General features: G+C 62.4%; 13 protein-coding genes and 1 rRNA gene. 3 read left to right on the top strand and 11 right to left on the bottom strand.

Features of this window, described 5'->3' with window-relative positions:
- Positions 1-54 precede the first annotated feature (54 nt).
- The 5 genes from aceK to F624_RS0121375 form a co-directional block, all read right to left on the bottom strand.
- Positions 55-1,866, bottom strand: coding sequence for a bifunctional isocitrate dehydrogenase kinase/phosphatase (gene aceK, locus F624_RS0121395; protein ID WP_031255782.1), 1,812 nt, complete (start codon positions 1,864-1,866; stop codon positions 55-57).
- A gap of 25 nt (positions 1,867-1,891) precedes the next feature.
- Entirely contained in the window at positions 1,892-2,557 is a 666-nt protein-coding gene (gene can / locus F624_RS0121390; RefSeq protein WP_031255781.1) for a carbonate dehydratase, read from the bottom strand.
- Between the two features lie 40 nt (positions 2,558-2,597).
- A complete protein-coding gene (locus F624_RS0121385) occupies positions 2,598-3,776 on the bottom strand; it encodes an isovaleryl-CoA dehydrogenase (RefSeq protein ID WP_019576398.1) in 1,179 nt (392 codons plus the stop codon).
- Between the two features lie 17 nt (positions 3,777-3,793).
- Complete coding sequence (locus F624_RS0121380; RefSeq protein WP_019576397.1) at positions 3,794-4,261, bottom strand: hotdog fold thioesterase; 468 nt, start codon at positions 4,259-4,261, stop codon at positions 3,794-3,796.
- Positions 4,262-4,341: 80 nt separating this feature from the next.
- Positions 4,342-4,818 carry a MerR family transcriptional regulator gene (locus tag F624_RS0121375; RefSeq protein WP_019576396.1) on the bottom strand — a complete coding sequence of 159 codons (477 nt, stop codon included), beginning with the start codon at positions 4,816-4,818 and terminating at the stop codon, positions 4,342-4,344.
- Positions 4,819-4,973: 155 nt separating this feature from the next.
- Here F624_RS0121375 and F624_RS0121370 point away from each other — a divergent pair, with 155 nt between their 5' ends.
- Positions 4,974-6,035 carry an MBL fold metallo-hydrolase gene (locus tag F624_RS0121370; RefSeq protein ID WP_019576395.1) on the top strand — a complete coding sequence of 354 codons (1,062 nt, stop codon included), beginning with the start codon at positions 4,974-4,976 and terminating at the stop codon, positions 6,033-6,035.
- A 15-nt stretch (positions 6,036-6,050) separates the two neighbouring features.
- Here the strand turns inward: F624_RS0121370 and rfbC are convergent, their stop codons facing one another.
- Genes rfbC through rfbB form a run of 4 tightly spaced genes read right to left on the bottom strand, consistent with a single transcriptional unit; the run spans position 6,051 to position 9,510 of the window.
- On the bottom strand, positions 6,051-6,599 hold the full coding sequence (gene rfbC, locus F624_RS0121365) for a dTDP-4-dehydrorhamnose 3,5-epimerase (RefSeq protein ID WP_019576394.1): 549 nt from the start codon (positions 6,597-6,599) through the stop codon (positions 6,051-6,053).
- Positions 6,596-7,486 carry a glucose-1-phosphate thymidylyltransferase RfbA gene (gene rfbA, locus F624_RS0121360; protein ID WP_019576393.1) on the bottom strand — a complete coding sequence of 297 codons (891 nt, stop codon included), beginning with the start codon at positions 7,484-7,486 and terminating at the stop codon, positions 6,596-6,598. Before rfbA ends, rfbC begins: the two co-directional genes overlap by 4 nt.
- Positions 7,487-7,522: 36 nt before the next feature.
- Positions 7,523-8,437 carry a dTDP-4-dehydrorhamnose reductase gene (gene rfbD, locus F624_RS0121355; RefSeq protein WP_031255777.1) on the bottom strand — a complete coding sequence of 305 codons (915 nt, stop codon included), beginning with the start codon at positions 8,435-8,437 and terminating at the stop codon, positions 7,523-7,525.
- Between the two features lie 2 nt (positions 8,438-8,439).
- Positions 8,440-9,510 carry a dTDP-glucose 4,6-dehydratase gene (rfbB, locus tag F624_RS0121350; protein ID WP_019576391.1) on the bottom strand — a complete coding sequence of 357 codons (1,071 nt, stop codon included), beginning with the start codon at positions 9,508-9,510 and terminating at the stop codon, positions 8,440-8,442.
- A 212-nt stretch (positions 9,511-9,722) separates the two neighbouring features.
- Between rfbB and F624_RS0121345 the strand changes: the two genes are divergently transcribed.
- Entirely contained in the window at positions 9,723-10,400 is a 678-nt protein-coding gene (locus F624_RS0121345) for a TetR/AcrR family transcriptional regulator (protein WP_019576390.1), read from the top strand.
- A 10-nt stretch (positions 10,401-10,410) separates the two neighbouring features.
- Positions 10,411-11,199, top strand: coding sequence for a tetratricopeptide repeat protein (locus F624_RS0121340; RefSeq protein WP_031255775.1), 789 nt, complete (start codon positions 10,411-10,413; stop codon positions 11,197-11,199).
- An 18-nt stretch (positions 11,200-11,217) separates the two neighbouring features.
- Here the strand turns inward: F624_RS0121340 and F624_RS0121335 are convergent, their stop codons facing one another.
- Together F624_RS0121335 and rrf are read right to left on the bottom strand one after the other, a co-directional pair.
- Positions 11,218-11,997: a type III pantothenate kinase gene (locus F624_RS0121335; protein WP_019576388.1), complete on the bottom strand. Its 780-nt coding sequence runs from the start codon at positions 11,995-11,997 to the stop codon at positions 11,218-11,220.
- 240 nt (positions 11,998-12,237) lie between these two features.
- A 5S ribosomal RNA gene (gene rrf / locus F624_RS0121330) occupies positions 12,238-12,350 on the bottom strand.
- Positions 12,351-12,463: the final 113 nt, after the last annotated feature.

Here is a 12,463-nt window from a genome sequence, read left to right as displayed (position 1 = left end):
CTCCTGGTGTTGGTATGACTGACTGGAATGGCTGACTGGGATGGGGGTGGCCCTTCATGAGGCCTGGCTGGCCTGCGAGGGTGAGAAGCGCCGGCTGCGCTCGTACGGAAAGATGTCGTGCACGTGGCCGGCCTGGATGCGCTCCTGGTGCTGCTGCCAGAAGCCCGCCTCCAACAGGTCGGCGTGGTGCTGCATGAAGACCTCGCGCACCGCGGGGTGGCCCAGCAGAAAAGGCGCAAAGGTTTCGGGGAACACATCGCGGGGGCCGACGCTGTACCAGATCTCGCCCGAGAGTTCGTCCTCTTCGTTGCGGGGCTCAGGCACGCGGCGGAAGTTGCAGTCGGTGATGTACTCGATCTCGTCGTAGTCGTAGAAGACGACCTTGCCGTGGCGCGTGATGCCGAAGTTCTTCCACAGCATGTCGCCCGGGAAGATGTTGGCAGCCACCAGGTCTTTGATGGCGTTGCCGTATTCGATCACGCTGCGCTCGATCTGGGCCCGCGCCGCCGGGTGCTCCAGCCCCTGGTCGAAGGCCTCTTGCAGGTACAGGTTGAGCGGGATCATGCGGCGCTCGATGTAGAGGTGCTTGATGATGACCTCGGTGCGGCCGTCGCCATCGCGGTCGCTGATCTCGAGCTGGCTGGGGGCGAACTTCTGGATTTCGGCGATCAGTTCGTCGCTGAAGCGCTCGCGCGGGAAGGCCACTTCGCTGTACTCCAGCGTGTCGGCCATGCGCCCCACCCGGTCGTGCTGCTTGACCAGCAGGTACTTGCCCTTGACCTGCTCGCGCGTGGTGTCCTTGGGCGGCGGGAAGTAGTCTTTGATGAGCTTGAAGACGAAGGGAAACGAGGGCAGATCGAACACCAGCATGACCATGCCCTTGATGCCGGGTGCGATGCGGAAGCGGTCGGTGGAGTGGCGCAGGTGGGCCAGAAAATCGCGGTAGAACAGGGTCTTGCCCTGCTTGGCCAGGCCCAGGGCGTTGTAGATCTCGGCGCGCGGCTTGCGCGGCATCAGCGAGCGCAGGAACTGCACGTAGGCCGAGGGGATCTCCATGTCGACCATGAAGTAGGCACGCGCAAAGCTGAACAGCATCTGCAGATCGTCTTCGCCGAACAGGGCCGCGTCGATGCGCAACTGACCCCGGCTGTTGTGCAGGATGGGCAGGGCAAACGGCAGTTCGTTGAAGCCATTGATGAGCTTGCCCACCACATACGCGCCCTTGTTGCGGAAGAACAGGCTGGACAGCACCTGGATCTGGAAGTTGGTGCGCAGCTTCACATCGCCCAGGCGCTGGTGCAGGGCCTGCAGCACGCTGGCCACGTCGCGGGGCAGGTCTTCGAATTGACGCTGCAGCCGGAAATGCTCGATGAGCTGGGTCAGGACCTCGGGCAGCGTGGCGCGCGAGGGGTAGTAGGCCCGGAAGCTGGGCTGGGCGCCGGGCTCGTCGTTTTCGATGTATTCGGTGCTGACCGCCGGGCGCACAAAGATGAAGTCGTTGTGGAAATGGGTGCGGTGCAGGATCTTGGTGGTGACCGAGTTGAAGAAGGTCTCGGCCAGCTCGGGCTGGTGGTGATCGACCAGCAGGCCGATGTAGTGCAGCTTGACCTGCTGCCACACGTCCATGGGTTGGGCCCCGGCCTTGAACTCTTTCTCAAGGCGCATCACGCATTCCTTGACGCGCAGGCCGTAAAACTCGATGCGCTCGCGCTGGGCACGCTGCTGGCCATGCCAGTCGCAGGTCTCGAAGCGGTGCTTGGCGCGGGCCGACTCGGTGCGGAAGAGACGGTAATGGCGGTTAAAACCGTCCATCATGGCCCGGGCGATGCCATGGGCCTGGGGAGCGTCAAGCCGGGATGGAAACATGGCTCACGCCCCGCCGCTCAGACACTCAGATGGCCACGCCGCGCGGGTAGCGCTTGAGGCCGTTGCGGAACATGGGCATCACATCGTCGGGGCCTTGCATGCTGACATGCAGGTCGTTGACCAGCCCGTCCTGGAGGCCATAGCACCAGCCGTGCAGGGCCAGCTTCTGGCCCCGGTGCCAGGCGTCTTGCACGACATTGGTCAGGGCGACGTTGCCGACCTGCTCGATGACGTTCATCTCGCACAGCACATCTTCCTGCTCGGCCATGCTCAGGTGATCCAGACGGCGACGATGGCGCACCTTCACATCGTGCACATGGCGCAGCCAGTTGTCGGCCAGGCCGACACGCATGCCACGCAAGGTGGCCAACACGCCACCGCAACCATAGTGGCCCACCACCATGATGTGCTCAACCTTGAGGTAATCGACCGCGAACTGGATCACCGACAGGGCGTTCAGATCGGAGTGCACCACCACGTTGGCCACATTGCGGTGCACGAACACCTCGCCCGGATCCAGCCCCGTGATCTCATTGGCCGGCACACGGCTGTCGGAACAGCCGATCCAGAGGTACTTGGGATTTTGCTGCTGGGCCAGCTGGCTGAAAAAGCCGGGGCGGGCCTGCTCCATTCGGGCCGCCCAAACGCGGTTGTTGTCGATCAGATGCTGAAGGCTGGAGGGAGAAGTCATGCGGCGATGTTAGCGGCTGTGCATGTCAGTTGCTTGAGGCTCAGCAAGTCTCCGCAAACAGCTCGCGGCCAATCAGCATGCGACGGATTTCGCTGGTGCCGGCGCCGATCTCGTAGAGCTTGGCATCGCGCCACAGGCGGCCCAGCGGGTATTCATTGATGTAGCCATTGCCACCGAAGATCTGCACGCCCTCGCCCGCCATCCAGGTGGCCTTCTCGGCGCACCACAGGATGACGCTGGCGCAGTCCTTGCGCACCTGGCGCACGTGCTCGGTGCCCAGCAGGTCGAGGTTCTTGGCCACGGTGTAGGCAAACGAGCGGCCGGCCTGCAGCACGGTGTACATGTCGGCCACCTTGCCCTGGATGAGCTGGAACTCGCCGATGCTCTGACCGAACTGCTTGCGGTCGTGGATGTAGGGGATGACGTTGTCCATCACCGACTGCATGATGCCCAACGGGCCACCGGTGAGCACGGCACGCTCGTAGTCGAGCCCGCTCATGAGCACCTTGGCACCCATGTTGAGGCCGCCCAGGATGTTCTCGGCCGGCACTTCGACGTTGTTGAACACCAGCTCGCCGGTGTGGCTGCCGCGCATGCCGAGCTTGTCGAGCTTTTGCGCGATGCTGAAGCCCTTCATGCCCTTTTCGATCAGAAAGGCGGTGACGCCACGGGCGCCCAGCTCGGGCTCGCTCTTGGCGTAGACCACCAGGGTGTCGGCATCGGGGCCGTTGGTGATCCACATCTTGTTGCCATTGAGCAGGTAGTAGCCGCCCTTGTCTTCGGCCTTGAGCTTCATGCTGATGACGTCGGAACCGGCGCCGGGCTCGCTCATGGCCAGTGCGCCCACGTGGTCACCCGAAATCAGCTTGGGCAGGTACTTGGCCTTCTGGGCCTCGGTGCCGTTGCGGTTGATCTGGTTCACGCACAGGTTGCTGTGCGCACCATAGGACAAGCCAACCGAGGCGCTGGCCCGGGAGATTTCCTCCATGGCCACCATGTGGGCCAGGTAACCCATGTTGGCGCCGCCATAGGTTTCAGGCACGGTGATGCCCAGAACCCCCAGCTCGCCCATCTTGCGCCACAGATCCATGGGGAACTGGTCGTTGCGGTCGATCTCGGCCGCGCGGGGAGCGATCTCAGCCTGGGCAAAGTCGCGCACGGCGTCGCGCAGGGCATCGATGTCGTCACCCAGTTGGAAATTGAGGCCGGGCAGGTTCATGGGAGTCTCCTTGAGATTCAGTATTTTTGAGGGACCGGTGCCAGCGTCTGCTGCATCACCGCGCAGGATTGACGGCGCCCGTCGGGCGCCACGTGAAAGAGTTCGGCCGTGGTCACGATGACCCGCTTGCCGGGGCGGACCACCCGGCCCAGGGCGTGGAGTTCACCCCCGTGGAAGCTGGCCAGGAAGTTGATCTTGTATTCGACCGTGACCACCTCCAGCCCCTCGTCGAGCACCGACAGGCCGGCGTAGCCGCCAGCGATGTCGGCCAGCGCGCCCATGGCACCGCCATGAAAGCCGCCTTGCTGCTGGGTCACCCGCTCGGAATAGGGCAAGGCGATTTCGCACAGGCCGGGCTCGACCCGCAGCAGGCGCGCCCCCAGGTGCTGCATCAGCCCCTGGCGGGCCAGACTGGCCTCGATGCGGGCATGCAGGGCCTCCAGCGCGTGGACACCTGCGGCCTGGTCGGAAGTGGATCGGTTCATGGGCCGGCAGCTTAATTGACGTTTACGTAAACGTCAATTAGTGAAAGACCACCTCAGACACCCTGAAGGGCGCCACTGGATCAGGCGGCGCGGCGCTTGCGGGTCGGTGCCGCTGTGGCGGCGGGTTGAGGCGGGGCCGGCGGCAAGGTGTCCGCCTCGGCGCCCTGCACCTTGCTGGCCTTGGCAAGCAGGGCGCGGGCCTCCTTTTCATGCACCTTGACCTCTTCGAGGTTGGCCTGGAGATCGGCCATCTGTTCTTCGAGCTGACGGCGGTGGCCGGCCAGCACATCGAGGAATTTGCGCAGCTGCGGCCCGGTGTCGCGCGGGCTGTCGTACATGTCGATGATTTCACGCGCCTCCGACAGGGACAGCCCCAATCGCTTGGCGCGCAGGGTGAGCTTGAGCCGGGTGCGGTCGCGGGCCGTGTAGATGCGGGTGCGCCCGCCAGGCCCCTCGCGCAGCGGTTGCAGCAGCCCCATGTCCTCATAAAAGCGCATGGCGCGGGTGGTGAGGTCGAATTCGTGGGCGAGGTCGCTGATAGTGTAGGTGGTGGCCATGGAAAAAACGGGTGGAATCGGTAGCACGGCGGTGACATCTGCCCTGTGCACGCCTGCCTAGAATGGGCCGATTACATCTGACGCTTACGTCAACGTCAATCCTGGCGCACACAGCGGCAACACCACCCCACAAGCCCGGACGAAGGCCCCACACCATGAACGCACTCGAACTGGAACTGGACTACCCTTTTGGCGAGGCCCTGCCGGAGCCCGGCCACACGCTGGAGGTGGCTCCCGGGGTGCGCTGGATCCGCATGGCGCTGCCTTTCGCGCTGAACCACATCAACCTGTGGCTGCTGGCCGACGAGCTCGATGGTGTGAAAGGCTGGACCGTGGTGGACTGCTGCATCGCCAGTGACGACGCCAAGGCCCTTTGGGAGCAGATCTTTGCCACACAACTGCAGGGACTGCCCATCCTGCGGGTGCTGGTCACCCACATGCACCCCGACCATGTCGGGCTGGCCCATTGGCTGTGTGAACGCTGGAACGCGCCTTTGTGGATGAGTGCCACCGACTATTACGCGGCCCGACTGGGGTCGCAGAGCACGACCGGCTTCGGCGGGCCGGACGCCGCCGGCTTTTTTGCCGCCCACGGACTGAGCGACCCCGAGGCGGTGGACAAGATCCGGGGCCGCACGCGTTACTACCCCAGCATGGTGCCGGCCATGCCGGCCCGCTTTCACCGCCTCATGGACGGTGCCACCGTGCGCATCGGGGCCCACGACTGGCAGTGCATCAGCGGCTATGGCCATGCCCCGGAACACATTGCCCTGCACTGCCCCACGCTGGGCCTGCTGCTGGGGGGCGACATGATGCTGCCGCGCATCTCGACCAATGTGAGCGTGTTCGACATCGAGCCCGAGTCGAACCCGCTGAAGCTGTTTCTGGATTCGGTCGATCGATTTGCCACGCTACCGGCGGACACCTTGACGCTGCCCTCCCACGGCAAGCCGTTTCGCGGCCTGCAGCAACGCATCCGGCAATTGCATGAGCACCACCGCGATCGCCTGGCCGAGGTCTTGCAGGCCTGCCAAGAGCGGCCATGCTGCGGGGCGGACATCCTGCCCGTGATGTTCAAACGCCCGCTGGATCTGCATCAGACCTCGTTTGCCATGGGTGAGGCCGTGGCCCACCTGCACGCGCTGTGGTTTCAGGGGCTGCTGCAGCGCACGCTGGACGCGGATGGCATCTACCGCTTCAGCGCGGTACCAGTCTGAAGTGCGCGAGCGGGTTCAGGCAAATACCTCAGCCTGAGCCAGGGGCACACCGAGTGCATCCTTGGCCGACAGCCGCGGCGGCTCACCCACATCGGGCCATTGAACCGCCAGGGCGGGGTCGTTCCAGGCAATGCAGCGCTCGTATTGCGGCGCGTAGTAGTCGGTGGTCTTGTACAGAAAGTCGGCGCTGTCGCTGGTCACCACAAAGCCATGTGCAAAACCGGGCGGCACCCACAGTTGGCGATGGTTGTCCTCGCTGAGTTCCACCCCCACCCATTGCCCGAAGGTGGCTGAGCTTTTGCGGATGTCCACCGCCACATCGAACACCGAGCCGCGCACCACGCGCACCAGCTTGCCTTGGGCCTGCTGCAGCTGGTAGTGCAGCCCGCGCAGCACGCCCTTGGTGGAGCGGCTGTGGTTGTCCTGCACGAATTCGACTTGCAGGCCGGTGGCCTCGTTGAAGACCTTCTGGTTGAAGCTTTCGAAGAAGAAGCCTCGGGCGTCGCCAAAGACTTTGGGCTCGAGGATCAGGACTTCAGGGATGGCGGTTGGAATGACGTTCATGATTGGGCTTCGTCCTTGAGCAGGCGCAGCAGGTATTGGCCGTAGCCGTTCTTGGCCAGGGGTTGGGCCAGGCGCTCGAGCTGTTCACTGTTGATGAACCCATTGCGCCAGGCAATCTCTTCGGGGCAGGCCACCTTCAGGCCCTGACGGCGCTCGAGGGTGGCGATGAACTGGCCGGCCTCCAGCAGGCTGTCGTGGGTGCCGGTGTCCAGCCAGGCGTAGCCGCGCTTCATGATCTGCACGTTGAGTTGGCCACGCTGCAGGTAGGTTTCGTTGACGGTGGTGATCTCCAGCTCACCGCGCGCGCTGGGGCGGATGCTCTTGGCAATCTCCACCACCTGCTGGTCGTAGAAGTACAGGCCGGTGACGGCGTAGTTGCTCTTGGGGACGGGGGGCTTTTCTTCGATGCTGCTGGCCTTGCCGCTCTTGTCGAAGGCCACCACGCCGTAACGCTCGGGGTCGGTGACGTGGTAGGCAAACACCGTGGCGCCGGCGGTCTGGGCATCGGCATTGGCCAGCAGGGGCACGAAGTCGTGGCCGTAGAAGATGTTGTCACCCAGCACCAGGGCACTGGGGTGGTTGCCCACAAAGGGCTCGCCGATGATGAAGGCCTGGGCCAGGCCGTCGGGGCTGGCTTGCACGGCGTATTGCAGGTTCAGGCCCCACTGGCTGCCATCACCCAGCAGCTGCTGGAAGCGAGGCGTGTCTTGCGGCGTGCTGATGAGCAGGATGTCGCGCATGCCCGCCAGCATCAGGGTGCTGAGCGGGTAGTACACCATGGGCTTGTCGTACACCGGCAGCAGTTGTTTGCTGATGGCCAGCGTGGCCGGGTGCAGCCGGGTGCCGGAGCCACCGGCCAGGATGATGCCTTTGCGTTGCGTGGTCATGATGTGTGTTTCTCCCTGATGTTCTTGGCAGCTTGATCAGCCCTTGGGGGCCTGTGTCGCAGGCAGGATTTCGTCGAGCATGCGGGCCACGCCCTGCTGCCAATCAGGCAAGACCAGCTCAAACGCCGCCTGCAGCTTGGCGGTGCTCAGGCGCGAGTTGCCCGGGCGCCGGGCCGGCGTCGGGAAGGCGCTGGTGGGCACGGGGGCGATGCCGTCAGCAGGCGTTTTGAGGGGCACCCCGGCACGGCGCGCATGGTCGATCACATAGCGGGCGTAGTCATGCCAGGTGGTCTGGCCTGCCGCCACGGCGTGGTACAGGCCCGACAACTCGGGGCGCTGTTGTACGGCGCGGATGGCGTGGGCACTGAGGTCGGCCAGCAAATCCGCCCCAGTGGGCGCGCCAAACTGGTCGTCGATCACGGTCAGGCGTTCGCGCTCTGCGGCCAGGCGCAGCATGGTCTTGGCAAAGTTGCCACCGCGCGCGGCATACACCCAGCTGGTGCGAAAGATCAGGTGCCGTGCACCGCTTTGCTGGACCAACTGCTCGCCCTCCAGCTTGGTGCGGCCGTAGACGCTGAGCGGGCCGGTGGCGTCACCCTCTTGCCAGGGGGCCTCGCCGCTGCCATCGAACACGTAGTCGGTGCTGTAGTGGACCAGGGTGGCGCCCAGTTGAGCCGCCTCACGGGCCAGCACGCCTGGGGCCAGGGCGTTGAGGGTTCGGGCGAGTTCGGGCTCGCTTTCTGCGCGGTCGACTGCGGTGTGGGCGGCCGCGTTGACGATGACATCAGGGCACAAGGTGCGCACCGTGGCAGCCAACTCGTCGAGCCGGCTGAGGTCACCACAGTGTTCAGTGCTGTGGCGATCCAGCGCCGTGACCCGGCCCAGCGGGCTCAGGGCTCGCTGCAGCTCCCAGCCCAGTTGGCCGTTTTTGCCGAGCAGCAGGATGTGCAGGCTCATGCGGCGCTTTCGCTGGCGTATTGCTTTTGCACCCAGTCGCGGTAGGCGCCACTTTGCACGTGGCTCACCCAGTCTTCATGGCTGAGGTACCACTGCACGGTCTTGCGGATGCCGGACTCGAAGGTCTCGGCCGGCTTCCAACCCAGTTCGCGTTCGAGCTTGCGGGCATCAATGGCATAGCGGCGGTCGTGGCCAGGCCGGTCTTTGACGTAGGTGATCTGCTCGCGGTAAGGCTTGCCATCGCTGCGCGGGCGCAGTTCATCGAGCAGCGCACACACGGTGTGCACGATCTCGAGGTTGGGCTTTTCGTTCCAGCCACCCACGTTGTAGGTCTCCCCCACACGCCCGCCCTCGAGCACGCGACGGATCGCGCTGCAGTGGTCTTTCACATAGAGCCAGTCACGCACCTGCTGACCATCGCCGTAGATGGGCAAGGCCTTGCCGGCCAGGGCGTTGACGATCATCAGGGGGATGAGCTTTTCTGGAAAGTGGTACGGCCCGTAGTTGTTGGAGCAATTGGTGGTCAGCACCGGCAAGCCGTAGGTGTGGTGCCAGGCCCGCACCAGGTGGTCGCTGGCGGCCTTGCTGGCCGAATAGGGGCTGTTGGGCTCGAAGGGGTGGTCTTCGGTGAAGGCCGGGTCGGTGGGGGACAGGGATCCGTAGACTTCGTCGGTCGACACGTGCAGGAATCGGAAGCTGGACTTTTGCTCGGCACCCAGACCGTTCCAGTGGCCGCGCACCGATTCGAGCAGGCGCAGGGTGCCGACCACATTGGTCTGGATGAAATCCTCGGGGCCGTGAATGGAACGGTCCACATGCGACTCGGCGGCAAAGTTGATCACGGCCCGGGGCTGATGCACCCGCAGCAGTTCATCCACCAGGGCGCTGTCGCCGATGTCACCGTGCACGAAGTGGTGACGAGCGTCGCCTTCGAGTGATGCAAGGTTCTCGCGGTTGCCCGCATAGGTCAGCTTGTCGAGGTTGATCACGGGCTCATCGTTCTGAGCCAGCCAATCGAGCACGAAATTGGCGCCAATGAAGCCAGCGCCGCCGGTTACGAGAATCATCTGTCTGCCCTGGATGGAGTCGGCTCAGCCGGAGCCAAAGTCGTGGATTATCTCATTCGACTACAGAGCTTCATTCGCCCCCATCAATGCGAACCATTCGATTTCCCGGCGGTGTTCACACTTGTACAGGCTAGCAAGATCCCTAGTAGCTGGGCTCGGGTCGCTAGGCTAGAGTGGATTCAGGTTCAAAAAAAATACTGGGAGACGACTTCATGGTGAAAAAGGCGCCTCGCAGGACTGCCGAGCGAATCCTCGAAGTCTCGCTCGATCTGTTCAACAAGTTCGGTGAACCCAATGTCTCGACGACGCTGATTTCCGGAGCTTTGGGCATCAGCCCCGGCAACTTGTACTACCACTACCCGGCCAAAGACGAATTGGTGAACGCCCTGTTCGACCGCTACGAGGCCGAACTCCGGCCACTGTTGCTGGATGCAATCACGGTCAATGACCTGGAAGGTTCGTGGCAACTGCTTCAAAGGCTTTTTGAAATGAACTGGTCGCATCGCTTTCTTTTCCGCGACCTCAACGATTTGCTGAGTAAGAACCGGCATCTTGAGACCCACTTCCAACAGATCCAGATCGATTTAACAGGCGCGCTGACGAGTCTTCTACAGCGACTCAGGGCTGGAAATGTTCTTCACATGGACGCCAGCCAAGTGTCAACGACTGCATCGAATCTCATGGTGCTGCTCTGCTACTGGTTCAGTTATGTGTATGTGCAAGCACCGCGTCTGGCGGCGAGCACGGAGCAGGGAAAGCTCGATTCAGCGCGAGGAACACACCAAGCGCTGAGCTTGCTCGCCCCTTGGCTTGAGGCTGACGATCGTCTGCTCCTGCAAGAACTTTCATTGGGCGAGCACTGCGGCCCACTTCAAGCAACGACCTCCTGAGGAGACAGCGATGGCAACTTGGTCACCCTTTCCGCATCCGGGCCTCTTCAATTTCACTGTCGAGTCACTCAAGAAGTCCTGGGTTCGCCTGCATGCGGGTGATGCAGAGCCCTACCCCCAACATCCGCTACTGGAGCAGGCATGGGTGCACTTCCACAACGGCGATTTTGCTGAAGCCAGGACTTTGGGCCTTGAAGCGGCAGCGGCAGGCGAATCAAGTGGCATGACCGTTGCGAACAAAGCGACCTGCATATATGCCTGCTACCTGGAAAAAAGTGAACAGGCCCGGCTGGACCTGTTCATGGATGTCGCCCAGCGTGCTGGCGCACAAACTGTTCATACACCTCACAATCAAAATGGGTGGTTTCTGCAGGCCTATGCGCTTGGCCGGTACAGCCAAGCCATCAGTGTGGCCAAAGCCTTGGCTCAGGGCCTGGGCAGCAAGGTCAAGGACTCTCTGGAGAGGACCCTGCAAATCTGCCCACAGCATGTAGAAGCGCGCATTGCACTAGGCGCATTTCACGCCGAAGTGATTGACAAGGTTGGGGCATTGATCGGCGGCATGACCTACGGTGCGCGCAAAGATGTGGGCTTGCAGCTTCTGTCGGAAGCGCTTCATCACAATCCGGACTCTGCTGCCGGCTTGGTTGAGTATGCAAATGCCCTCGTCATGCTAAACGGAGATGCAAGCCATGATCAAGCAAACCAGCTCTACGAACGTGCCGCCAGCTGTGTTCCGGCCGATGCCTCTGAACAGCTCTATTGCGAATTGGCCAAAACCGAATTGACGGCGCACTGAACAGCGCATCTGCACCAATCAAGCCTGTTCTGTTGGCGGAAAGCGCCGCGCAGCAATCTCCAGCAGTCCATCGAAAATGAGGTTGTCAACCAACTCGCACTGAACGGACATGCTGGGCGCCATCTTCCAACCCGCCCCCCCAGTCATGACACACTGCGGCTCCTGTCCACAATGGGTTCTTAGGTGATCGACCATGCGTGCCACGGCTCCCGCGATGGCATAGGTCCCCCCACTGGTCAAGGCATCACTGGTATTGGTTGGAAAGAGCTTGACCTCACCGGTTGGGACATGAAGGCCAGCCGTACCCGATTCAAGCGCTCTGAGCATGATCCCATGCCCTGGGAGGATCAGACCTCCCAAAAAAACGCCATCAGGATCAATCGCCTCCACGGTCACCGCCGTTCCGACCATGACAACAATCAGGGGCGATCGCTCTCCACGGCTCAACATCCGGTGCCGTGCGCCAATCATGGCGACCCAGCGATCAGATCCCAGGCGGGTCGGGTGGTCATACCCGTTCTGCAGTCCTGCCTCGGCCTGAGTCGAAACCACCCACTTGGGAGGCACATCCCATATTTCCATCTGCTCTTCGACCCGCCGTTTCACGGCCTCGCCCGCAACAATGCACCCCAGCATGCGATCCGGGGGCGTCAATGACGCCCATGCATGGTCGGCCAACTTGTCGACGTTCTCCAAGAACTCAGCGCCTTGCGCCAACACGGTCGCCCCCCGGTAAGGGGCCTCATACAGCGCCCATTTCAGGCGTGTGTTTCCGACATCTATAGCAAGGAAGCTCATGGACCTAATTATGGCCACTTTCAGGAATTTGCCTGTCGTGCAATTTACTTAAGGGCAAGAGCCACATAGACGCACGCTCATCCAATGGGCGGAATTAGGGGCAAAATTTCCCACCGCGTGTGGCGCTTGATGCCTTGAAGCGATGTTGACTGTGCTTGGATCGAGAGGAGCATGATTTTTCAGCGCGCCAAAGACAAAACCCCCGCCAGTTGCCTGGAGGGGGTTTTGAGGGCTGTAAGAGCCTGACGATGACCTACTTTCACACGGGAACCCGCACTATCATCGGCGCGGAGTTGTTTCACTGTCCTGTTCGGGATGGGAAGGAGTGGGACCAACTCGCTATGGTCATCAGGCATAACTTGGTGCTGGGCTGTTGGTTAGCAACAGCCTGGCGAATTCATAGAGTTTGGAATCAGATTTTATTTTTTGTATTGCGTCTTGGCATAACCAGACTTTGAATTGGATT

Origin of the sequence: Curvibacter lanceolatus ATCC 14669 (genome assembly GCF_000381265.1) — a bacterium.
GTDB classification, from domain to species: Bacteria; Pseudomonadota; Gammaproteobacteria; order Burkholderiales; family Burkholderiaceae_C; genus Curvibacter; species Curvibacter lanceolatus.
The sequence above is the reverse complement of the archived record's forward strand: the minus strand, read 5'-3'. Positions and strand labels throughout refer to the sequence as shown.